We start from the raw sequence: 22,292 nt of genomic DNA, 5'->3' as shown, positions 1-22,292 counted from the left end.
GAGGTTCGGCTAGATGCAGGCTGCGCCGATGCAGGCTGGGTTGTTGAAGACAAGAGACATCCCTTCGCCGGTGCTAACCGGACAGGTTCAACGGGTCTGGATCTCAGCCGGCTCGATGCGCGGCACCCCGTGTCAGTCCCCCAGCCTAGCGTTCCTCGCCGGCAACCCCGCTAAATTTCAGCCCGTCCCCTTAACGCACTCGCGGGTTCCGTCCGGGGTCGACGTGATGTTACGTCGATCCCGGACGGAACCCGCGAGTGGTGGTGCCTGCTTGGTCCTAGAGCTCCGACGCCGGGACGCCGACGCCGAGGATGATCGGCTCGTTGGCGGTGGGCTTGGCGGCCACCTTCGCCGGCTCCGGGGCCTTGGCCTCATGGACCGAGACGGCCTCAACCGACGGAGCGGTCTCGCGCTGCTGCACGGACGTCTCGTTGGCGGCGCCCTGGGCTCGGCTGGCGCTCCGGTTCCGGCGCACCCGTCGGGGTCCGGTGGTGTCCGGGGCCTGGGCCTGGGCCGCAGGGGCCTTGCGGGCTTCCTGGCGTACCGGGGCCTGGGCCGCAGGAGCCTTGCGGGCTTCCTGGCGGGCCGGCGCCTGGGCCGCGGGGGCCTTCGCAGCTTCCTGGCGAGCCGGGGCCGGGGCCTCGGCCTCGGCGGTACGTACACTCGGCGGCTGGATCCGCGCCGTCCTGGCGCGGCCGCGGCCCCGGGTGGCGCGGGACGGCGCTGCAGCTGCAGGCGCAGCGTGCTCCGCCGCGTGCTCGGCCGTGGGAACCTCGGCTGCGGGCGACTCGGCAACCGGAGCCGCGGCGGCTGGCTTGCCGGTCTCGGCGTCGCCCAGGTGGGCGAACGCTTCGGTCAGCAGGTCCAGGGTCAGCGCGGGCTGCGGGGTTTCCTCGGCGTGCTCGACGAAGGGCAAGGCAACCTGTTCGCCGCCGAAGGTCAGCACGGCCGCGGGACGACCCGCTGCCTCCTCCGACGAAGCGAGTTCCACGGCGGCGTCGAGCGCGGCCTGGCGGGTTTCGGCGTCGGGAGCTGCTGTCGCTTCACCATCGTGCAGGTGGGCAGCGTGCGCCGCGGCGGCGATGTTGGCCAGCGCGGCGCGCGTCGCCTCTGCCTTGGCGTGGCGCTCCGCCTCGGTGGGCTCGGCGTGCACGGCGACGGGTGCGGACGGCATGGCTTCGCCGCCCTGGCCGCCCTTGCCGCGGCGACGCTTGCGCTCACTGCGTGCGGCGGGCTGGTGCTCGGTCCGCGGGACGTGGTGTTCTGCGGCGACGGTGTTGGCACGGCGGTGTTCCACGGGCTCGTCGTGGGTGACGATGCCGCGGCCGGCGCAGGCCTCGCACTGTTCGCCGAAGACTTCGAGCAGCCCGGTGCCCATCCGCTTGCGGGTCATCTGCACGAGGCCCAGCGAGGTCACCTCGGCAACCTGGTGCTTGGTCCGGTCCCGGCCTAGGCACTCCACCATGCGTCGCAGCACGAGGTCGCGGTTGGATTCCAGCACCATGTCGATGAAGTCGATCACGATGATGCCGCCGATGTCACGCAGCCTCAGCTGCCGGACGACTTCCTCGGCCGCTTCGAGGTTGTTCTTGGTGACGGTTTCCTCGAGGTTGCCGCCGCTGCCGGTGAACTTGCCGGTGTTGACGTCCACCACGGTCATGGCTTCGGTGCGGTCGATCACGAGCGAGCCGCCGGAGGGCAGGAAGACCTTGCGGTCCAGTGCTTTGTGGATCTGCTCGTCGATGCGCCACGCAGCGAAGATGTCTGTGTCCTTGGTCCACTTCTCAAGCCGGCCCACCAGGTCCGGTGCCACGTAGGTGACGTAGGCCTCGATGGTGTCCCAGGCTTCCTCGCCGGAGACGATCAGCTTGGAGAAGTCCTCGTTGAAAACGTCGCGGACCACCTTGATGGTCAGGTCAGGTTCGCCGTAGAGCAGCTCGGGGGCGAGGATCTTGGTGGACGTGGACTGGCTTTCGATGCCCTCCCACTGGGCTCGCAACCGGTTGATGTCATGCGTCAGCTCTTCTTCCGAAGCGCCCTCGGCCGCGGTGCGGACAATGACACCGGCGTCTTCCGGCAGGCGGTCCTTGAGGATCCGCTTGAGCCGGTTGCGTTCGACGTCGGGCAGCTTGCGGGAGATGCCGGTCATGGAACCGCCGGGCACGTACACCAGGTAACGGCCGGGCAGCGAGATCTGGCTGGTCAGGCGGGCACCCTTGTGGCCGACCGGGTCCTTGGTGACCTGGACGAGCACGGAGTCGCCGGACTTGAGCGCATTTTCGATCCGCCGCTGCTTGCCTTCGAGGTTGACGGCGTCCCAGTTGACTTCGCCGGCGTACAGCACGGCGTTGCGGCCGCGTCCGATATCGACGAACGCGGCTTCCATGGACGGCAGCACGTTCTGGACCTTGCCCAGGTAGACGTTGCCGATCAAGGAATCCTGCTGGGTCTTGGAGACGAAGTGCTCGGCCAGCACGCCGTCTTCCAGGACGCCGATCTGGATTCTGTCGTCGCGCTGGCGGACGATCATCTGGCGGTCCACGGATTCGCGGCGGGCCAGGAACTCGGCCTCGGTGATGACGGTGCGGCGGCGGCCGGTGTCGCGGGACTCGCGTCGGCGCTGCTTCTTGGCCTCCAGGCGGGTGGAGCCCTTGACGGAGGTGACGCGGTTGTTGACCGGGGCCTCGCTGACCGAGCGCGGCGCCCGGACGCGGGTTACCGTGTTGGGCGGATCGTCGTCCCCGCCGCCGGTCAGTTCGAGATCCTGGTCGCCGCGGCGGCGACGGCGACGGCGGCGCGAGGTCACGCCGTCTTCGAGGGTGCTCTCGGAGTCCTCGCCGGTCTCCGCTGCATCTTCGGCTGCGCCGTCTGCGTCGGTGTCGGCTTCGCCGGTCCGGCTGCGGCCACGGCGTCCACGGCTGCGGCGGCGACGGCGGCTGCCGGCATCCTCGCCCTCGGCTTCTTCGTCTTCTTCTTCTTCGGCTTCCTCGGCAACAGCAGCGGGGGCCGGGGCCGGGCGGATGACGGTGCTCAGATCCGGGGCCTGGAAGATCATCGAGGTGACGGCGCCCGGTGCGAGGAAGAGCGAGGGGGCTCCGGATGTTTCTACAGACGCCTCGGCAGCGGGTGCAGCGTCGGCCGGGGCCTCGACGGGCGCGGCCTCAGGGGCCGGCGCGTCGGAAGCCACGGCGGCGGGAGCCTCGGCCGGGGCCGGGGCTTCTTCCGTCGCTGCAGGCGTCACGGCTGTCTTCGCGCGGGAGGCGCGGCGGCGGACCGGCTTCTCCGGTGCCGCCTCGGCGGCCGGCAGCTCGGCAGGCGCTTCATCGGCGGGAACCGCAGTTTCCGTGCTGGCGGCTGAGTCAGCGAAGGCGGGCAGCACCTCGGGTTCGACCTTCTTCCGCGACCGGCTCCGGCGGGCCGGGGCCTTCGCTTCCGGGGCCGCTTCGGGATTGTCGACGGCGGGGGCGTCAGCAACGACGTCGGACGCGACGGCCTCCGCCTTTGGGGCCGCCTTGCGGCGGGACCGGGTGGCCTTCTTGGGCGCCTCCGCGGCGGCGGCTTCCGGTGCTACTTCGGCAACAGCGGCTTCGTCGTTACCGGCTACAAGCTGGTCATTATCCATATGTGGCGACACTCCTGCCCCTGATGTACCGCCACATCCGGCACCCGTGGGGCAAATATTTGTCAACACCCGCAGGCATTGACAGAAGTCAATTGGATACCTCCAGGTTCGCACCGGCAGTGGGGTGCGGCAGCCCTGGAAGGCCGGCAAGATTGCTCTGAACCCGTTGATCTCTCTGTCACAACCAGGTGCCGTCCAATGGCATTGCGGGATAGGCCGGATCGAGGGATCCGAAGTATGCCCTGCTCATCACTGGCGGTCTTGAAAGCAAAGTCGCCGGACCGAAACCCGAATGTGGATCGGGCCCCAGCCAGGTTCATTGTCTCACAGGAGCCGCCGAAGCAGGGCTAAGCGGGACATCCAGTCCGCGCCGCGGACCGAATCACCGGTGAGGGCACGACTCCTACCCGGTTACATCCAGCCTCCGGCGATAGAATCGGCCCAAGAGCACCCGACGCAAAGGACTGAAATCCCATGCCCAGCATCTCCCACGCCCCCGGCGACGTGACCGCCCACGAGCGCGGCACCGGCGCGGCAGCTGCGGAGCGCCCGCTGCCCCCGATGACGCGCGACCGGCCCTTCGCCTGGCTCCTGCTGATCACCGGCGTCGTCGGCTGGCTCGCGTCCGGCACGCTGGTGCTGGAGAAACTGGCTGTCCTCAAGGACCCCAACCACGCCACGGTGTGCGACGTGAACCCGTGGATCTCCTGCGGCCAGGTAATGCAGACCTGGCAGAGTTCGGTCTTCGGCTTCCCGAACATGTTCATCGGCATTGTCGCGTTCGCGGTCATCATCACCACGGCCATGGGAATCCTCGCCGGGGCCACGTTTGCCCGCTGGTACTGGATCGGGCTGCAGGCCGGTGTGACGCTGGGCTTCGCCTTCGTGGTGTGGCTGTGGTCCCAGGCGCTGTACTCGATCCACATTCTCTGCCCGTTCTGCATGATCGTCTGGGCCGCGATGATTCCGCTGTTCGTCTGGGTGACGGTCCGCAACGTGAGCCACGGCGTCATCCGGGTGCCCGCCGCTGCCGCCCGCATCCTGGCGGACTCCGGCTGGATCCTCACGGCCCTGCTCTACGTCGCCGTCGTCGCCACGATCTTCTTCGCCTTCATTCAGGTGTTCATCGGAACCTCCGGCTACTGAGCGTTCCGCAAACGCCGCGAGGTGACAGTTAAGGCCAATGTTCAACGCGAACATTGGCCTTAACTGTCACCTCGGTGCGGTGCTGCGGGTTCTTAGAACCAGATCTTGATCTCGCGTTCGGCGGACTCCGCCGAGTCTGAGCCGTGGACCAGGTTCTGCTGGACCTTGAGGCCCCAGTCGCGGCCGAAGTCGCCGCGGATGGTGCCGGGCGCCGCCGTCGTCGGGTCCGTGGTGCCGGCGAGCGAGCGGAAGCCCTCAATCACGCGGTGGCCTTCGAAGATCGCGGCAACGACGGGCCCGCTGAGCATGAACTCGACGAGGGGCTCGTAGAACGGCTTGCCGACGTGCTCCTCGTAGTGCTGTTCGAGGAGTTCGCGGCTGGCGTTGACCTTCTTCAGTTCGGCCAGGGTGTAGCCCTTGGCTTCGATCCGGGAGATGATGCTGCCGGTCAGGTTGCGGGCGACGCCGTCGGGCTTGATCAGGACTAGGGTGCGCTCAGTGCTCACAGCTGCTCCAATGTGTTGGGGTGGGGTTCGGGACAAGTCTAGTTGCTTTGGCCCTCGGGGTTCGCGGCCTCCCAGGCCGCCTGCTCGCGTTCGCGTTCGGCGGCTTCGCGGTCGATCCGGATGCCGGTGCGGATGCCGTACCACCACGTGATCGCGAAGAGGCCGCCCACCACGAACATCGTGGGCTCCACAATCCCGGTGAGGACCAGCACCAGCTGCAGGATCCAGCCCAAGGCCACGCCCCACGGCTTGGAAAGCACCGCGCAGGTCAGCACAAGCACCGCACTGAGTCCGATCCCGACCCCGAAGACCAGCAGCGGCGGGAACTCGCCGCGCCGGAGGCCGAAGACCGCCAGGGTGCCGAAGAGGGCCACGAAGGCCTCCAGCAGGAGCACCGTGGAGGCGAACATGACCTTGGTGGAGCGGCGTTTCTTGGGCATGCCCGGACGCCATTCGCGCTGGGCTTTGGTGAGTCTGGCCATGGGTTACGCCTCGGTCTTTCCGAGCAGGATCCGGGCCTCGGCAACGAGCGTGATGGACCCCGTGACCAGGATCCCGGCGGCAAGGTCGTCGTTGGACTCGGCCCGCTCCACGGCCCATTCCAGGGCGTCGTCGAGCTTCTCGGCCACGTGGACGTTGTCCTCGCCGAAGCCCAGGTCCAGCGCCAGCTCCGCGAGGTCCTCGGCCGGTACGGCGCGGGGCGAGTTGGACTGGGTGAAGCAGTAGTCCGAGGCGAGGTCGCCCAGGGATTCCTTGAGCTGGCGGAGGATTTCCTCGGAATCCTTCTCCTTCAGGACGCCCACCACCACCACGAGCTTGCTAAAGCTGAAGGCCTCGTGGATCGCCTCGGCGGAGACCCGGATGCCCTCCGGGTTGTGCGCGGCGTCCACGATGATGGTCGGCGCGGTGCGGAGCACCTCCAGCCGGCCCGGGGAGGTGACAGAGGCGAAGGCCTCCTGCAGCACCTCGGGGTCGAGCGGCTTTTCGGCGCCGAAGAAGGCTTCCAGCGCGGCGACGGCGACGGCGGCGTTCTCCGCCTGGTGTGCGCCGTGCAGGGGCAGCAGCAGGTCTTCGTAGCGACCCGCAATGCCTTGGATGTTCACCATCTGGCCGCCGACGGCGACGGTGCGGGACTCGACGCCGAACTCCACGCCCTCGAAGCGGAACGGCACGTTTGCTTCCTTGGCCTTTTCCAGCAGCACCTGGGCCGCGTCGACGGGCTGCGCGGCGCTGATGAGGAACCCGCCGGGCTTGATGATGCCGGCCTTTTCGTAGGCGATCTCCTCGGTGGTCTCGCCGAGCAGCTCCGTGTGGTCCAGCGAAATCGGGGTGACCACGGCAACCTGGCCGTCGCCGACGTTGGTCGCGTCTGTGATGCCGCCGAGTCCCACCTCGATCACGGCGACATTGACCGGCTGGTCCGCGAACACCGCGAAGCCGAGGATGGTCAGGCATTCGAAGTAGGTCAGCCGCGGCTGGCCCTCGGCGACGAGCTCGCTGTCCACGATTTCCAGGTACGGGCGGATCTCGTCCCAGATCCGGACGAACGTCTCATCCGGCACCGGTTCGCCGTCGATGCTGATCCGCTCGGTGACCTTGGACAGGTGCGGGCTCGTGTACCGGCCGGTGCTCAGCCCGTAGGCGCGCAGGCCGGCCTCGATCATCCGGGCCGTGGAGGTCTTGCCGTTGGTGCCGGTGACGTGGATGATCGGGAACGCCTTGTTCGGCTCCCCCAGGATGTCCATGGCCCGGTGCAGCGGAGCCAGCCTCGGCTCCATCTTGTTTTCCGGCGCCCGGCCCAGCAGCTCGGCGTAGACGCTCTCTACGGAAAATTCGTCGCTCATGAATTATGCCCCTGCTTCAACGGTTACTTTTTCGACGCTGACCTGAGGTTCCTTGACCTCGGCGGGAACGGTGTCCAGCTCCACGGTCAGGGTCTCGGTCTTGACCAGCGCGGCGTGGGCCAGCAGCGCCTCGACGGTGTCCTGCGCCGCGGTGACGGTGGTGCGGATCCGGTCGCTGACGTTCAGCCCGGCGTCCTTGCGGGCCTGCTGGATGGCGCGGACCAGGTCGCGGGCGGTCCCTTCGGCTTCCAGCTCCGGGGTGACCTCGGTGTTGAGCACCACGAAGCCGCCGCCCGGCAGCACTGCCGCTGCGCGGGAGCCCTCGCCTTCGGCTGCTTCTGCCACCACGGTTTCCAGCGTGTATTCCTGCGGCTCGAGGGCGAGGCCACCGGCGGTGACCACACCGGCGTCGTCCACGGACCAGTCGCCGGACTTGGACCCCTTGATCGCCTGCTGGACGTTTTTGCCCAGCCGCGGGCCGGCCGCGCGGGCGTTGACCACGAGCTTCTGCTCGATGCCGAACTCCTCCGGGGAGGCGCTCTCGGCGTCGAGCAGGCGCACCGAGCGCAGGTTCAGTTCATCGGCGACGACGGCGGCGAAGCCTGCCAGCGCGTCCGCGCCGGGTGCCACGACCGTGAGTTCCTGCAGCGGCAGTCGCACGCGGAGGTTGGCGGCCTTGCGCAGCGAGGAGCCGGTGGAGCAGATCTGCTGGACCCGGTCCATCGCCTCAACCAGGCCGGCGTTGGCCGGGAACAGGTCCGCGTCCGGCCAGTCGGCCAGGTGCACGGAGCGCCCGCCGGTGAGGCCGCGCCAGATTTCCTCGGAGACCAGCGGCAGCAGCGATGCCGCGACCCGGCAGACGGTCTCCAGCGCGGTGTAGAGCGCGTCGAAGGCGTCGACGTTCTCGTCGAAGAAGCGCTGGCGGCTGCGGCGGACGTACCAGTTGGTGAGCATGTCCAGGTAGCCGCGCAGTTCGTCGCAGGCCCCGGAGATGTCGTAGCTGTCCAGCTGCGCGGTCATGTTCCGGACCAGGTCCCCGGTGTTGGCCATCAGGTACTGATCCAGGGTGTCGGCGTAACCGTCGTAGCGCAGCTTCGCGTCGTACCCGTCCCCGCCGTTCGCGGCGTTCGTGTAGAGCGTGAAGAAGCTGTAGACGTTCCACAGCGGCAGGATGACCTGGCGGACGCCGTCCCGGATGCCCTGCTCGGTGACCACGAGGTTGCCGCCGCGCAGGATCGGGCTGGACATCAGGAACCAGCGCATCGCGTCGGAGCCGTCACGGTCCAGGACCTCGGAGACGTCCGGGTAGTTGCGCAGGCTCTTGGACATCTTCTGCCCGTCGGAGCCGAGCACGATGCCGTGGCTGATGACGTTGCGGAAGGCCGGCCGGTCGAACAGCGCGGTGGAGAGGATATGCAGCATGTAGAACCAGCCGCGGGTCTGTCCGATGTACTCGACGATGAAGTCCGCCGGGTTGTGGGTGTCGAACCACTCCTCGTTCTGGAACGGGTAGTGGACCTGGCCGTACGGCATGGAGCCGGAATCGAACCAGACGTCCAGGACGTCCTCGACGCGGCGCATCACGGACTGGCCCTGTTCCGGGGTGCGGGGGTCGTCGGGGTTCGGGCGGGTGAGCTCGTCGATGAACGGCCGGTGCAGGTCCACCTGGCCGTCGTTGTTCAGCGGCAGCCGGCCAAAGTCGGCTTCGATCTCGGCGAGTGAGCCGTAGACGTCTGTGCGCGGGTAGTCCGGGTCGGTGGACTGCCAGACCGGGATAGGGCTGCCCCAGTAGCGGTTGCGGCTGATGGACCAGTCGCGGGCGTTGGCGAGCCACTTGCCGAACTGGCCGTCCTTGACGTTGCCCGGGATCCAGTTGATCTCCTGGTTCAGCTCGGACATGCGGTCCTTGAACTTGGTGACCTCGACGTACCAGGAGGACACCGCGCGGTAGATCAGCGGGTTGCGGCAGCGCCAGCAGTGCGGGTAGGAGTGCTCGTAGCTGGCCTGGCGGACCAGGCGGCCCTGGGCGCGGAGCACCTGGGTGATGGGCTTGTTGGCTTCGAAGACCTGGAGTCCGGCGATTTCGGCGAGGTCGCCGTGGCCGAAAAGCGGCAGGAACTTCGCGCCCTCGTCGACCGAGAGGACCACCGGGATCCCGGCCTCTTCACAGACCTTCTGGTCGTCTTCACCGTAGGCCGGCGCCTGGTGGACAATGCCGGTGCCGTCGGTGGTGGTGACATAGTCCGCCACGAGGACGCGCCAGGCGTTCTCGGTGCCGTACTTCTCGGCGTCGTGGAAGTAGTCCCAGAGCGGTTCGTAGCTCAGGCCTTCCAACTCGGCGCCGGTGTGGCGGGACGTGACGGCGGCCTCGGCCGCTGCGGCACCCTCGGCGCCGTCGCCGTAGCCGAGGTCCTTGGCGTAGGCGCCCAGCAGGTCCGCGGCGAGCAGGAAGCTGCCCGTGACGGGGGCCTCGGCCGAGGCGGCCTTGATCCCGTTCGGGCCGGCCGGCAGCACGACGTAGTTGATCGCGGGCCCGACGGCGAGCGCCAGGTTGGTGGGCAGCGTCCAGGGCGTGGTGGTCCAGGCGAGCGCCTGCACCCCGGCCAGCTGCCGGGACAGCTCCGACTCCCCCGCGGTGATCGGGAAGGTGACGGTGACGGTCTGGTCCTGGCGGTTCTTGTAGACATCGTCATCCATGCGCAGTTCATGGTTGGACAGCGGCGTCTCGTCCTTCCAGCAGTACGGCAGCACGCGGTAGCCGTTGTAGGTCAGGCCCTTTTCGTGCAGCTGCTTGAAAGCCCAGAGCACGGACTCGATGTACTCGACGTTGAGCGTCTTATAGTCGTTCTCGAAGTCCACCCAGCGCGCCTGGCGCGTGACGTAGCTCTTCCACTCGTCGGCGTACTTCATCACCGAGGCGCGGCAGGCGTCGTTGAACTTGTCGATGCCCATGGCCTCGATCTGGGTCTTGTCCGTCATGCCGAGCTGCTTCATGGCTTCCAGTTCGGCAGGCAGGCCGTGGGTGTCCCAGCCGAAGCGGCGCTCGACGCGGCGGCCGCGCTGGGTCTGGTAGCGGCCCACGAGGTCCTTGGCGTAGCCGGTCAGCAGGTGGCCGTAGTGCGGCAGGCCGTTGGCGAAGGGCGGGCCGTCATAGAAGACGAATTCGTTGGACCCGTCTTTACCCGCATCCCGCTGGTCGATGCTGGCCTGGAAGGTGCCGTCCTGGTCCCAGTACTTGAGGATGCGCTCTTCGATCTCCGGGAACTTCACGGAAGCGGACACGCCTGAGGTGTTGGAAGCGGAGGTGCTGGCGCCTGACGGTGCGGCTGAGGCCTTGGGGTAATGGGTCATCTCGACATCCTGGGTTGAGCTGGTGAACAACGGGATTCATTCAGGATGCGAGGACGGCCCGTGTGTTGTCGGAACAACACCGGCACCGCGGTACCACCTCACTTACCGGCACCGGTCCCGCCCTTTCCCTAAGAATCCAAGGAAAGCGCTGCACCGGCGGCGGCCGCTCGTTGACTGCTGTGACGGGCTTACCCGTCCGGTTCTACCGGCCCCGGCGCACAATGCTGCTGCGCCGGGGCGTTCTTCCGGAAGCTCACCGGTGATGGCCGGGTCAAAGCTGATACGTCGATGTTACCGGAAACTCCCAGCGGCTACCCGACGGACGGCGCGGGCTTGGGCAGTTTCATGCCGGACTCGGCCATGACGTCGCGCAACAGGTTCGGGTAGTCGGTGATGAGGCCGTCGACGCCGGCGCCGATCAGGGCGCGCATGGTGGGCTTGTCGTCGACAGTCCATGGAATGACCTGCATGCCCGCCGCGTGGGCGCGCCGGACCATGTCCGGGGTGACGTAGGGGACGTAGTCCGGGTCGGTGACCTTGCCGTTCTGCGGCGTGCCGTGCACCGGCGAGATGGCACTGAAGCCGAGCGACGCGGCCGAAGCGACCAGGTCGCCGCCAAAGTCGTCAGCGTCGATGCCGCCAAGCCAAGGGGACTTCCCCGGCTGGCCTGCCTGCAGGAAGTCCTTGTTGGTCAGTGCCACGGTCGGGATCTGCGGCGCGCGCTGCTGCACCAGCCGCAGTGCACCCCAGTCGAAGCTCTCGATCGAGACGCGGTGCTGCATGTGGGCCTTGCTGATCTCACGCAGGGCCACGTCAACGAACTGCTCGCGCGGGGCGGTTTCCTGGGGAGCACCGGCTTCGACCTTGGTCTCGATATTGAACTTCACCTGGCTGGCCCGGTGCGCGTTCGTCATGGCGAACACCTCGGCAAGGGTCGGCATTTTGGCGCCCGGGGCGGCCTGCTGGCCGGGGAACTCGGGCTGGGTGAGTGAGCCGCAGTCCAGGCTGCGGACCTGCGCGAAGGTCAGGTCCTTGATGTACTTGCCCACGTACGGGTACTGAGGGTCGTTCGGCGTGACCGGCGCGGTGTCCAGGCATTTCTTGCCGCTGATCTTCCGGTCATGGGTGATGACTTCACGGCCGTCCTTGGTGATCTGGAGGTCCAGCTCGAGGGTGGAGACGCCGGTCTCGATGCCCTTGGCAAAGGAAGCCAGGGTGGACTCGACGGTCAGGCCGATGCCGCCGCGGTGGGCCTGGAGGTCGAAGTGGTTGTCGCCGCCGTTCGGGTTGGTGTCGGCAGCATGGGCCTGGACGGAAGTGGCAAGGAGCAGGGCCGCGCCGAGTGCGGCGGCGCTGACAATCGAACCAGCGGGCTTCGTGGGGGTGCGCATGGGAAGGAGTCTCCACTCTGGTGGTGTGCAGTTGCCCACCCACGGTGTCCTCCGCCAGCCAACTCCCAGCCACCCCTGTCCGACTACCGTGCAACGCATGGGTGAACGTCCGGGGGCGGCCCGCTGGGCCCCGACGACGGAGCCCGGTGCGCCCCGGCGGTTGCCGCTAGCCCTTGCGGATCACCTTGAAGTTGGAGGCCTGCGCCACCGGGCGGATCACGATCTGGTCCAGGTTGACGTGGTGCGGCGCGGCGACCGCAAAGCGGACGACGTCGGCGACGTCGGCGGCCGTCAGCGGCTTCTCGACGCCGGCGTAGACCTTTTCCGCGGCGCCCTGGTCACCGAGCCGGTTGAGTGAGAACTCCTCGGTCTGCACCATGCCGGGGGCCACCTCGATCACCCGCAGGTTGTGCTCGGCCTCTTCCAAGCGCAGGGCGCCGGTGAGGGCGTGCTGGGCGAACTTCGCGGCGTTGTAGCCGCCGCCGCCCTCGTAGGCGGACAGCCCCGCCGTCGAGGTCAGGTTCAGGACGGTGCCTTCGCCGCAGGCACGCAGCATCGGCAGGAACGCGCGGGTGAGCTTCATGGTGCCGAGCACGTTGACCTCGTACATCCACGCCCAGTCCTCGGTCTTGGCCTCGGCCACCTTGTCCGCGCCGCGGGCACCGCCGGCGATGTTGATCAGGGTGTCGATGCCGCCGGCGCGGGTCACCTCATCCACCAGCCGCGCGACGTCGGCGTCGTCTGTCACATCGGCGGGGACCGCGACGGCGCCGGTCTCGGCGGCGAGCGCCTCCAGCCGTTCGGCACGGCGGGCGACGGCGAAGACGGTCCAGCCTTCCTGCCGGAGCGCGCGCACGGTGGCCTGCCCGATACCGGTGCTGGCGCCGGTGACGACGGCGGCTTTTGCTGTAGTTGCAGTTCCTGCGTTGTGGATTCCCTCAGTCATGGCACCACCCTATGGGAATCGGCGGCTCATTTCCTGCCCCGCCCGAGGAACTCCAGCAGCACCCGGGCGTGGTTGGTCTCCGGGTCCCGGGCGCCGAACAGCAGGGTCACCTTCCCGTGTTCGGCGGCCAGTTCCCGCAGGGTGCCAACGGCGGGGTTGGATTCGAGCTCCGCCTCGTAGGCGGCGCGGAAGTCCGCGAAGCGTTCCTGCATGTGCGCAAATTCGGTGCGCAGCGGCGGCGAGGGCGCCACTTCCTTGAGCCACAAGTCCAGTCGCGCCCGTTCTTTGCTGACTCCGCGCGGCCAGAGCCTGTCCACCAAAACCCGGCAACCGTCGTCGTCGGCGGTCTCGTCGTAGATGCGCTTGATCGCGAAACTTCCGGTGTTTTCCTCCATAGTGGTGCAGGTTATTGCACTTAGATTCGCGAAACTAGCGAAGCGCGGTGAAGCGAAGTGTAAAGAACTGCAAGAATTGACCCATGGCTGAAGACACTCAGGGTACAGACACGCCCACCACTGCCCCCATCAACGTTCCGGACAAGCCCGCCCTCGAGGGGCTCGAAGTCGCCCTCACCCGGCGCTGGCTTGACGAAGGGACCTACAAGTTCGACCGGGAGACCACCCGGGAGCAGGTCTACTCGATCGACACACCCCCGCCCACCGCGTCGGGGTCCCTGCACGTGGGGCACATGTTCTCCTACACCCAGACCGACGTCCTGGCCCGCTACCAGCGGATGACCGGCAAGAACGTCTTCTACCCGATGGGCTGGGACGACAACGGCCTGCCCACCGAGCGCCGGGTGCAGAACTACTACGGCGTGCGCTGCGATCCGGCCATCCCCTACGACGCCGGGTACCGGCCGCCGGCGGAGCCCGCCAAGAACCAGCGCGACTTCGACGTCGTCTCGCGCCGGAACTTCATCGAACTCTGCGAGGAACTCGCCGTCGAGGACGAAAAGGTCTTCGAGAACCTCTTCCAGACCCTCGGCCTGTCGGTCGACTGGGACCTGACCTACCGCACCATCGACGACAAGTCCCGCGCCATCTCGCAGCGGGCGTTCCTGGCCAACCTGACCGCCGGGGATGCCTACATGGCCGAGGCACCCACGCTGTGGGACGTCACCTTCCGCACCGCAGTGGCCCAGGCCGAGCTGGAGGACCGCGAGGTCGCCGGCGCGTACTACCGCTACCCGTTCTTCACCGCCGAGGGCGAGAAGATCTACATCGAGACCACCCGCCCCGAGCTGCTCGCCGCGTGTGCCGCCCTGGTGGCGAATCCCGACGACGAGCGGTACCAGCCGCTCTTCGGCAAGACGGTGACCTCTCCCCTGTTCGGCGTCGAGGTGGAGGTCAAGGCCCACCCGCTCGCGAAGGCGGACAAGGGTTCCGGCATCGCCATGGTCTGCACCTTCGGCGACCTCACTGACGTCACCTGGTGGCGCGAGCTGCAGCTGCCAACCCGCGCGATCGTCGGCCGCGACGGACGCATCATCGGCGAAACCCCGGACTGGATCACGTCCGCGGAAGGCCGGGCCGCGTTCGAGGCGATCGCCGGCAAGACGGTCTTCAGCGCCAAGGAAGGCGTGGTGGAGCTGCTCGCCGCCGCGGACCTGCTCGACGGCGAACCGAAGAAAATCATGCACCCGGTCAACTTCTTCGAAAAGGGCGACAAGCCCCTCGAGGTCGTCACCTCCCGCCAGTGGTACATCCGCAACGGCGGCCGTGACGAGGAGCGGCGCGAACGCCTGGTCGGCCGCGGCAACGAGATCGAATTCCACCCGTCCTTCATGAGGTCCCGCTACGAGAACTGGATCACCGGTCTGAACGGGGACTGGCTGGTCTCCCGCCAGCGGTTCTTCGGCGTGCCGGTGCCGGTCTGGTACCCGCTCGACGCCGACGGCAACCCGGACTACGACGCGCCCATCCTGCCCGCCGACGGGCAGCTGCCGGTGGACCCCGCCGCGGATGCGGCCCCCGGCTACGAGGAGGCCCAGCGCGATGTGCCGGGCGGCTTCACCGGCGACGCGGACGTCCTGGACACCTGGGCCACCTCGTCGCTGACCCCGCAGATCGTGGGCGGTTGGAGCACCGATGAGGCACTCTTCGCCAAGGTCTTCCCGTTCGACGTGCGCCCGCAGGCGCACGACATCATCCGGACCTGGCTGTTCTCCACTGCCGTCCGCGCCGATGCCCTGCAGGACGTCGCACCGTGGAAGCACGCGGCGATCTCCGGCTGGATCCTGGACCCGGACCGCAAGAAGATGTCCAAGTCCAAGGGCAACGTGATCGTCCCGACCGACGTGCTCAACGAATACGGCTCGGACGCCGTCCGCTACTGGGCGGCCTCGGCCAAGCTCGGCGCGGACACCGCCTACGAGATCGCGCAGATGAAGATTGGCCGTCGTCTGGCGATCAAGCTCCTCAATGCGTCCAAGTTCGTGCTGAACCTCGGCGCCACCGAGGACTCGGTGGTCTCTTCCGACCTCTCGGTCCTCACCAATCCCCTGGACCGCGCCGTGCTTGCCCAGCTCTCAGACGTGGTCCAGCAGGCCACCAAAGCGTTCGAGAACTACGACTACGCCCGGGCGCTGCAGATCACCGAAAGCTTCTTCTGGCACTTCACCGATGACTACGTGGAGCTGATCAAGGACCGCGCCTACGGTGCCGCCGGCGAGGCCCAGCAGGCGTCCGTGCTGGCCGCGCTGGCGACGAGCCTGGACACCCTGCTGCGGCTTTTTGCGCCGTTCCTGCCGTTCGCCACGGAGGAAGTCTGGGGCTGGTGGCGGACCGGCTCGGTGCACCGCGCGCAGTGGCCGGCCGCCGTGGACATCGACGGCGACACCACCCTGCTCGCCACCGTGGGCGCGGCGCTGGGCGGCATCCGCAAGGCCAAGTCCGAGGCCAAGGTCAAGCAGCGCACCGAGGTGCTCTCCGCGACCATCACGGCGTCGGAGTCCCTGACCACGCAGCTGAAGGCCGGACTGGGCGACCTCAAGGCCGCGGCCAACGCGCGTGAGCTGGCGCTGGTGGCCGGCGAGGGCGAACTGACCGTGAGCGACGTCGTGCTGGTCCCCGCCGAGGAGCCCGCCCAGGCGTAACCCACGCAAAGCGACAACAAAGAAGAAGGCCCTCCGGCCGGCTCACGCCGGGCGGAGGGCCCTCTTCTGTCTGGGTCTTCTGTTCTGGGTCTTCTGCTCTGGGTCTTCCGTTCTGGGTCTTCCGGGCTCAGATCCCGGTGGTGGCCTCGAAGTGCGTCAGGACCGGCGGGGCGGCCAGGAGGTCTCCCAGCCCGCTGGCTCCCTCGCCCGCCCGCCAGGCGCGGTAGGCGGAGTCGTGCTCCAGGGACGCCCACTGTTCCACGACAAGGATGTGCGCCGGATCCGCGTTGTCGACCAGCACATCGACGCCAAGGCAGCCGTCGAACGCCCGGGTGTCGGCGAGAATGTCGCGGAGCACGGCCGGCGCCGTGGGCAGGGATTCCGCTTTGAGGGTCAGGTCAAGGTGGGCTGTGATGGGCATGGCACTCCAATGGTCGCGTGGTCAGCTTGCTCACTGGAGGCAACAGCGGCGCTTCCGGACTTGTTCCCTCGACGCCGTGCCGGTCCTCTGCCGCCCTTAGGTGGCAGAACCCCGGCCTCGCCGTTCCGCCTCGCTGATGGCCCAGGCCGCGTTGACCAGTCCGATGTGGCTGAACGCCTGCGGGAAGTTGCCCAGCAGCTCACTGCTGTCCGGGGCCACCTCCTCGGCCATCAGTCCGAGGCCGGTGGCGAATCCGGCGGCCCGCGCGAAGACCGCCCTGGCCCGTTCCGTCAGCCCGGCCAGGGCAAGGGCGTGTGCGAGCCAAAACGTGCACAGCAAAAACGCTCCCTCCTCGCCCGGGAGCCCGTCGTCGCCGTGGTACCGGTAGACCAGCCCGCGGGTGTCGGTGAGCCGGTGCTCGATGGCCTCGATGGTGGCCAGGAACCGGGGATCGCCGGCCGGCAGGAATCCGACGATCGCCAGCATGAGGGCAGAGGCGTCGAGTTGCTCGCTCCCGTACGCCTGGGTGTACGCGCCCGCGGCCTCGCTCCAGCCGTTGTCGCGGATGGAGGCGGCGATCTGTTCCCGGGCGTCCGTCCAGCGGGGCACCCGGTCGCTCGCCTGCAGCATCCCGGCGAGGGTAATCGCACGGTCCACCGCCACCCAGCACATCAGCTTGGAATACAGGTAGTGCCGGGGGTCGCCGCGGACCTCCCAGATCCCCTGGTCCTGATTCTGCCAGCGGGCCATGGCGGCGTCGGCCGCGTCGGCGAGGAAGCGCAGGGTTTCCGGTGCCAGCTCCGCCAGGAATTCCGGCATGGTGGCTGCGGCGTCCAGCAGTTCGCCATAGACATCGAGCTGCCGCTGGTTCCAGGCGCCGTTGCCGACGCGCACCGGTGCACTGGACCGCCAGCCGGGGAGGTGGTGCAGCACCCGTTCGGGCAGGTCCCGTTCTCCCCCGATCCCGTACATGATTTGCAGCTCTTCGCCGCCGGCGAGCTGGCGGGCGGCGGCCGTGGCGAGGAACTGGAAGAACTTGCCCGCCTCGTCCGGACAGGCCGCCACCCACAGGGCCTGCAGCGTCATGCTGGCGTCCCGGACCCAGGTGTAGCGGTAGTCCCAGTTGCGCGTGCCGCCGGCAACCTCGGGCAGCGAGGTGGTCGGTGCGGCCACGATCGCACCGCTCGGGTAGTAGCTCAGGGCCTGCAGGACCCGGCCGCTGCCTGCCACCAGCTCCTGCCACGGACCGCTGTAGCTCTGGTGGATTCCGGACCAGCTTGTCCAGCCCTCGACGGTGTCCGTAAGCCGGCCGGCCATCTCCTGCTGGCTCCAGAACGACGGCGCTTCGTCCTGGCCGCGCTGGCGGTGCAGGGCGAAGCCAACAGCGTCACCGGCGCGGAGGCGCAGGACGGCGCGCGCCGTGCCGCCGTCGAGCTCGAACGGCACCGGGGAGGAAAGGGCGAGTTCCTCGGCGTCGGCGCGGGCCAGGACGCCGCCGTCGACGTTGTGAAGCATTGGAAGGATGAGGCCGTAGCCGGGCCGCGGCGCGAAACTGACCTCAACCTCCACGGTCCCCGCGGTGCAGGCCAGCCGGCGCAGCAACGTTCCGGGGGACGCCTGGCCGAGGTCGTGGCCGCGCCGGCCGGAGCCGAGGACCAGGGCGTCGCTCACCGTCAGTCGCCCGCGGGCGGTGGTGTGGAGCGACTCCAGCACCATGGACGGGCCCACGTACCGCCGGGTGGTTGTGTACTCGCCGGCAGGCCGGATGGACCAAAAGCCGGCCTCCTCGCCCAGCAGCCGGCCGAAGACCGAGGGGCTGTCGAAGCGGGGGAAACAAAGCCAGTCCACGGAGCCTGCGGCGCTGACCAGCGCGGCGGACCAGCAGTCGGACAGCAGGGCGTAGTCCGCGATGGGCTCGGTGCTCATGGCACCAATCTGAGGCCATTTTTGGGCAAAGGGGAAGCCCCATCAGCTTTTTGCGGTTGGTGGGGCTTCGACTTTTCGATCACCACGTGACGTCTTAGGTAATCTGGCGGGATCCTTGGAATTTCAGGTCTTCCTACCTCGTCACTGGTAGCCATCATCTGACTTTGCCGAAGGCTGCGTCGGATGAGTGTCACTGAATCTTTGGTTCCTGCGTCCCGCTTCTTTCGAAGTGGGTAAGTTCTATTGTTCTCCCGAGGTTGTGGATGCACAAGGGCCCCGGCGGAACTACATGGGAGTAGTTCTTCCGGGGCCCTCGCGATCGCTGCCGGGGGCTGCCTAGCTGAAAACGGGGCTCTCGGTGCGGCTGCGCTTGAGTTCGAAGAAGTACGGGAAGGAGGCGAGAGCGACGGTGGCGTCCCACAACTTGCCGGCGTCCTCGCCGCGCGGGATGCGGGTGAGCACGGGCCCGAAGAACGCCGTGCCGTTGAACGCCACCACCGGGGTGCCGACGTCCTGGCCGACCAGGGAGATGCCGCCTTCGTGGCTGGCGCGCAGCTGGGCGTCGAACTCGTCGCTCTGGCCGGCGGCCGCGAGCTCGGCCGGCAGTCCTGCCTCGGCCAACGACTTGGCGATGACCTCGGCGATGTCCTTGTTGCCCTCGTTGTGGATCTTGGTGCCCATGGCGTCATAAAGCGGCTTGATGTACTCGGCGCCATGCTTCTCGGCGGCGGCCACGATCACCCGCACCGGGGCCCAGGCCTTGACCAGGAATTCCTTGTACTCGGCCGGCAGCTCGTCCCGGCCTTCGTTCAGGACGGCCAGGCTCATCACGTGCCATTCGGTCTTGATGTCGCGGACATCTTCCACTTCGCTGATCCAGCGCGACGTCACCCAGGCGAAGGGGCACATGGGGTCAAACCAGAAGTCAGCTTTATTCGTCATGGTCTCAGGCACAGGAGTTCTCCTTTGGAAGTCAACGGGGACGCGGAACCGCGGCGGGCCGGCGGAAATGGCCGCGGACGGCACGGAGCATCAGCTAGTCATAGCGAAGCTGCCGGCGGATTTATTCCGGAACTTCCCCGGCGCGCTGCGCGGTTCGGATCAGGCGGACTTACGGCGTTTGACGTCGTGGGCGATCAAGGTGGGCGGGGCCTTCTTGGCCACAACGTCCTCGGTGATGACCACGCTGGCGACGTCGTCGCGACTCGGCAGGTCGAACATCACCGGGAGCAGGACTTCCTCCATGATGGCCCGGAGGCCGCGGGCACCGGTGCCGCGTTCCAGGGCCTGGTCAGCGATCAGGTCCAGGGCCTCGTCCTCGAACACCAGCTCGACTCCGTCGAGCTGGAACATTTTCTGGTACTGCTTGACCAGCGCGTTCTTGGGCGTGGAGAGGATCTGGATCAGCGCCGGCCGGTCCAGGTTCGAGACCGTGGTGATGACCGGGAGCCGGCCGATGAATTCGGGGATAAGGCCGAACTTCAGCAGGTCCTCGGGCATGACTTCGCCGTAGGAGTCCGCGTTGTTCTTGACCTCGTTCAGCGGGGCGCCGAAGCCGATGCCCTTGCGGCCCGAGCGCGACCCGATGATCTCCTCCAGGCCGGCGAAGGCGCCGGCCACGATAAAGAGCACGTTGGTGGTGTCGATCTGGATGAATTCCTGGTGCGGGTGCTTGCGTCCGCCCTGCGGCGGGACGGAGGCGACCGTGCCTTCGAGGATTTTCAGCAGCGCCTGCTGCACCCCCTCGCCCGAGACGTCCCGGGTGATGGAGGGGTTCTCGCTCTTGCGCGAGATCTTGTCGATCTCATCGATGTAGATGATGCCCTGTTCGGCCTTCTTGACGTCGTAGTCCGCGGCCTGGATCAGCTTGAGCAGGATGTTCTCGACGTCCTCGCCGACGTAGCCGGCCTCGGTCAGGGCGGTGGCGTCAGCCACGGCGAAGGGGACGTTGAGGCGCCGGGCGAGGGTCTGTGCGAGGTAGGTCTTGCCGCAGCCGGTAGGTCCGATCAGCAGGATGTTGGACTTGGCGATCTCGACGTCGTCGTGGTGGCCGCCCTCGGCAAGGGTGCCGCTCTTGGGTGCGTGGCCGGCCTGGATCCGCTTGTAGTGGTTGTACACGGCGACGGCGAGGGACCGCTTGGCGGGCTCCTGGCCGATGACGTATTCCTGCAGGAAGTCGAAGATCTCGCGGGGCTTGGGCAGCTCGAAGCTCCCCAGGTCAGCTACTTCGGCGAGTTCTTCTTCAATGATCTCGTTGCAGAGTTCAATGCACTCGTCGCAGATGTAGACGCCGGGCCCGGCAATGAGCTTGCGGACCTGCTTCTGGCTCTTTCCGCAGAAAGAACACTTCAGCAGATCGGTGCTCTCGCCAATCCGAGCCATATGTGAACCCCTTAGTATCTTGCTGCCGGCTGGGTCGTGCTCCTGTGCAGCGCTGCACCCGTTACTGGAATCACGGACGTTCCTCGCGGGACGTGAGGCCGTGACAACTTCCACTCTAGGTCACTTTCGGCCTGATGGGTGGAAAGGAGACGCCGGTGCGGCCCATTTCTGCTTGAGCTGCACCGGCGTCGTGGTTGAACTGCCGTGTTGCTACTTGGTGATCGCCTGCGGCTTGATCTTGCGGGAGTCAAGCACCTGGTCGATCAGGCCGTAGCTCATGGCCTCGGCGGCCGTGAGGATCTTGTCGCGTTCGATGTCGTTGTTGACCTGCTCCGAGGTGCGGCCGGAGTGCTTGGCCAGGGTGTCCTCCAGCCAGGAGCGCATCCGCATGACCTCGGCGGCCTGGATCTCCAGGTCGGAGGCCTGTCCGCCCTGGCCGCCGGAGAGGGCCGGCTGGTGGATCAGGACGCGTGCGTTCGGCAGGGCCAGGCGCTTGCCCGGGGTGCCCGCGGCGAGCAGCACGGCGGCCGCACTCGCGGCCTGGCCCAGGCAGACCGTCTGGATCTCCGGGCGGATGTACTGCATCGTGTCGTAGATCGCCGTCATGGCGGTGAAGGAGCCGCCCGGGGAGTTGATGTAAAGCGTGATGTCGCGGTCCGGGTCGGTGGACTCGAGCACCAGCAGCTGCGCCATCACGTCGTCGGCGGAGGCGTCGTCGACCTGGACGCCCAGGAAGATGATGCGGTCCTCGAACAGCTTGGTGTAGGGGTCCTGGCGCTTGAAGCCGTAGGGGGTCCGCTCTTCAAACTGCGGCAGCACGTAGCGGCTGGTCGGCAGGTTACCGGCAGTCGATCCGAAGTTGTAGTCCATGTTCATTGCTCCTGAAGTCGGTTCTGTCTGCGTGCCGGTTAGTTTTCGGTGCCGGCGTCGGCGTTGGTTCCGCCGCCGCCTGCCACGGACCCGGCGTGCGCCGCGATCTTGTCGAAGAAGCCGTATTCGAGGGCTTCGGGCGCCGTGAACCACTTGTCGCGGTCGTTGTCCTTGAGGATGGTCTCCACGGTCTGTCCGGTCTGCTCGGCGGTCAGTTCGGCCATGACCTTCTTCATGTGCAGGATCAGCTCGGCCTGGATCTTGATGTCCGAGGCGGTGCCGCCGATGCCGCCGGAGGGCTGGTGCATCAGGATGCGGGCGTTCGGAGTGGCGTAGCGCTTGCCCTTGGTGCCGGAGGAGAGCAGGAACTGGCCCATCGAGGCGGCCAGGCCGGTGGCGACGGTGACGACGTCGTTCGGGATGAACTGCATCGTGTCGTAGATGGCCATTCCGGCGGTGACGGAGCCGCCGGGCGAGTTGATGTACAGGTAGATGTCCTTCTCGGGGTTTTCGGCCGAGAGCAGCAGCAGCTGCGAGCAGATCGCGTTGGCGTTCTCGTCGCGGACCTCGGAGCCGAGCCAGATAATGCGCTCTTTCAGCAGGCGGTTGTAAATGTAGTTATCCTGGGCTGCCGGATCGACGGTAGCCATCCGGGGTGCCCCTGCTTGCTGTGACATGTGTACTTACCTCTCGCTGGCGACGGTGACGCCACTGGACGGCATCACTGAACTTTCCTACATGGACACTAACGGTTTTCGCGGCTGCTTTGTGCTCAGGCGCAGGGCTGTTC

General features: G+C 67.5%; 16 protein-coding genes and 1 riboswitch. Of the genes, 2 read left to right on the top strand and 14 right to left on the bottom strand.

The genetic code is table 11. The features are described 5' to 3' along the window. Positions 1-42: 42 nt before the first annotated feature. A riboswitch (TPP riboswitch) is annotated at positions 43-140 on the bottom strand. A gap of 137 nt (positions 141-277) precedes the next feature. Next, a complete protein-coding gene (locus AC1DBL_RS05185) occupies positions 278-3,622 on the bottom strand; it encodes an Rne/Rng family ribonuclease (protein ID WP_476925606.1) in 3,345 nt (1,114 codons plus the stop codon). 474 nt (positions 3,623-4,096) lie between these two features. On the opposite strand from AC1DBL_RS05185, the gene AC1DBL_RS05180 reads away from it, so the two are divergent. Then, entirely contained in the window at positions 4,097-4,768 is a 672-nt protein-coding gene (locus tag AC1DBL_RS05180; RefSeq protein ID WP_441417573.1) for a vitamin K epoxide reductase family protein, read from the top strand. Positions 4,769-4,860: 92 nt separating this feature from the next. Here the strand turns inward: AC1DBL_RS05180 and ndk are convergent, their stop codons facing one another. The 7 genes from ndk to AC1DBL_RS05145 form a co-directional block, all read right to left on the bottom strand. After that, positions 4,861-5,274 (bottom strand): nucleoside-diphosphate kinase, encoded by a 414-nt coding sequence (ndk, locus tag AC1DBL_RS05175; RefSeq protein ID WP_476908712.1) that lies wholly within the window; start codon positions 5,272-5,274, stop codon positions 4,861-4,863. Positions 5,275-5,312: 38 nt separating this feature from the next. Beyond that, a complete protein-coding gene (locus AC1DBL_RS05170; RefSeq protein WP_441417571.1) occupies positions 5,313-5,756 on the bottom strand; it encodes a DUF4233 domain-containing protein in 444 nt (147 codons plus the stop codon). Positions 5,757-5,759: 3 nt separating this feature from the next. Then, positions 5,760-7,118 carry a bifunctional folylpolyglutamate synthase/dihydrofolate synthase gene (locus AC1DBL_RS05165; RefSeq protein WP_476908711.1) on the bottom strand — a complete coding sequence of 453 codons (1,359 nt, stop codon included), beginning with the start codon at positions 7,116-7,118 and terminating at the stop codon, positions 5,760-5,762. 3 nt (positions 7,119-7,121) lie between these two features. Then, a complete protein-coding gene (ileS, locus tag AC1DBL_RS05160; protein ID WP_476925605.1) occupies positions 7,122-10,469 on the bottom strand; it encodes an isoleucine--tRNA ligase in 3,348 nt (1,115 codons plus the stop codon). 311 nt (positions 10,470-10,780) lie between these two features. Then, entirely contained in the window at positions 10,781-11,860 is a 1,080-nt protein-coding gene (locus tag AC1DBL_RS05155; protein WP_476925604.1) for a glycerophosphodiester phosphodiesterase, read from the bottom strand. Between the two features lie 166 nt (positions 11,861-12,026). Further along, the gene (locus tag AC1DBL_RS05150; protein ID WP_441417567.1) at positions 12,027-12,806 is read right to left on the bottom strand and encodes an SDR family oxidoreductase; all 780 of its coding nucleotides are present in this window, start codon (positions 12,804-12,806) and stop codon (positions 12,027-12,029) included. 26 nt (positions 12,807-12,832) lie between these two features. Next, the gene (locus AC1DBL_RS05145) at positions 12,833-13,201 is read right to left on the bottom strand and encodes a DUF488 domain-containing protein (RefSeq protein ID WP_476925603.1); all 369 of its coding nucleotides are present in this window, start codon (positions 13,199-13,201) and stop codon (positions 12,833-12,835) included. Between the two features lie 83 nt (positions 13,202-13,284). On the opposite strand from AC1DBL_RS05145, the gene valS reads away from it, so the two are divergent. After that, complete coding sequence (gene valS, locus AC1DBL_RS05140; protein WP_476892379.1) at positions 13,285-15,903, top strand: valine--tRNA ligase; 2,619 nt, start codon at positions 13,285-13,287, stop codon at positions 15,901-15,903. 127 nt (positions 15,904-16,030) lie between these two features. Here valS and AC1DBL_RS05135 read toward each other — a convergent pair whose 3' ends face one another. From AC1DBL_RS05135 to AC1DBL_RS05110, 6 genes are all read right to left on the bottom strand, one after another. Continuing rightward, positions 16,031-16,324 (bottom strand): putative quinol monooxygenase, encoded by a 294-nt coding sequence (locus tag AC1DBL_RS05135; protein WP_441417564.1) that lies wholly within the window; start codon positions 16,322-16,324, stop codon positions 16,031-16,033. Positions 16,325-16,420: 96 nt separating this feature from the next. Beyond that, positions 16,421-18,250 (bottom strand): glycoside hydrolase family 15 protein, encoded by a 1,830-nt coding sequence (locus AC1DBL_RS05130; protein ID WP_476916827.1) that lies wholly within the window; start codon positions 18,248-18,250, stop codon positions 16,421-16,423. A 336-nt stretch (positions 18,251-18,586) separates the two neighbouring features. Next, positions 18,587-19,192 (bottom strand): mycothiol-dependent nitroreductase Rv2466c family protein, encoded by a 606-nt coding sequence (locus AC1DBL_RS05125; protein ID WP_441417562.1) that lies wholly within the window; start codon positions 19,190-19,192, stop codon positions 18,587-18,589. 159 nt (positions 19,193-19,351) lie between these two features. Then, positions 19,352-20,632: an ATP-dependent Clp protease ATP-binding subunit ClpX gene (gene clpX / locus AC1DBL_RS05120; protein ID WP_441417561.1), complete on the bottom strand. Its 1,281-nt coding sequence runs from the start codon at positions 20,630-20,632 to the stop codon at positions 19,352-19,354. A gap of 210 nt (positions 20,633-20,842) precedes the next feature. Beyond that, on the bottom strand, positions 20,843-21,502 hold the full coding sequence (locus AC1DBL_RS05115) for an ATP-dependent Clp protease proteolytic subunit (protein ID WP_441417867.1): 660 nt from the start codon (positions 21,500-21,502) through the stop codon (positions 20,843-20,845). Between the two features lie 38 nt (positions 21,503-21,540). Continuing rightward, positions 21,541-22,152 carry an ATP-dependent Clp protease proteolytic subunit gene (locus AC1DBL_RS05110; RefSeq protein ID WP_175321079.1) on the bottom strand — a complete coding sequence of 204 codons (612 nt, stop codon included), beginning with the start codon at positions 22,150-22,152 and terminating at the stop codon, positions 21,541-21,543. Positions 22,153-22,292 lie beyond the last annotated feature (140 nt).

This window comes from Arthrobacter sp. 10T44, from assembly GCF_056393885.1.
Note: the sequence above shows the minus strand (reverse complement) of the source record. Positions and strands in the feature narration are given on the sequence as shown.

Coding starts and splice junctions, on each gene's coding strand:
- AC1DBL_RS05165 (WP_476908711.1), bottom strand. CDS start 7,118: ATGAGCGACGAATTTTCCGTAGAGAGCGTCTACGCCGAGCTGCTGGGC.
- AC1DBL_RS05125 (WP_441417562.1), bottom strand. CDS start 19,192: ATGACGAATAAAGCTGACTTCTGGTTTGACCCCATGTGCCCCTTCGCC.
- AC1DBL_RS05130 (WP_476916827.1), bottom strand. CDS start 18,250: ATGAGCACCGAGCCCATCGCGGACTACGCCCTGCTGTCCGACTGCTGG.
- AC1DBL_RS05150 (WP_441417567.1), bottom strand. CDS start 12,806: ATGACTGAGGGAATCCACAACGCAGGAACTGCAACTACAGCAAAAGCC.
- AC1DBL_RS05135 (WP_441417564.1), bottom strand. CDS start 16,324: ATGCCCATCACAGCCCACCTTGACCTGACCCTCAAAGCGGAATCCCTG.
- AC1DBL_RS05170 (WP_441417571.1), bottom strand. CDS start 5,756: ATGGCCAGACTCACCAAAGCCCAGCGCGAATGGCGTCCGGGCATGCCC.
- AC1DBL_RS05110 (WP_175321079.1), bottom strand. CDS start 22,152: ATGGCTACCGTCGATCCGGCAGCCCAGGATAACTACATTTACAACCGC.
- clpX (WP_441417561.1), bottom strand. CDS start 20,632: ATGGCTCGGATTGGCGAGAGCACCGATCTGCTGAAGTGTTCTTTCTGC.
- AC1DBL_RS05155 (WP_476925604.1), bottom strand. CDS start 11,860: ATGCGCACCCCCACGAAGCCCGCTGGTTCGATTGTCAGCGCCGCCGCA.
- AC1DBL_RS05145 (WP_476925603.1), bottom strand. CDS start 13,201: ATGGAGGAAAACACCGGAAGTTTCGCGATCAAGCGCATCTACGACGAG.
- valS (WP_476892379.1), top strand. CDS start 13,285: ATGGCTGAAGACACTCAGGGTACAGACACGCCCACCACTGCCCCCATC.
- AC1DBL_RS05180 (WP_441417573.1), top strand. CDS start 4,097: ATGCCCAGCATCTCCCACGCCCCCGGCGACGTGACCGCCCACGAGCGC.
- ileS (WP_476925605.1), bottom strand. CDS start 10,469: ATGACCCATTACCCCAAGGCCTCAGCCGCACCGTCAGGCGCCAGCACC.
- AC1DBL_RS05185 (WP_476925606.1), bottom strand. CDS start 3,622: ATGGATAATGACCAGCTTGTAGCCGGTAACGACGAAGCCGCTGTTGCC.
- AC1DBL_RS05115 (WP_441417867.1), bottom strand. CDS start 21,502: ATGGACTACAACTTCGGATCGACTGCCGGTAACCTGCCGACCAGCCGC.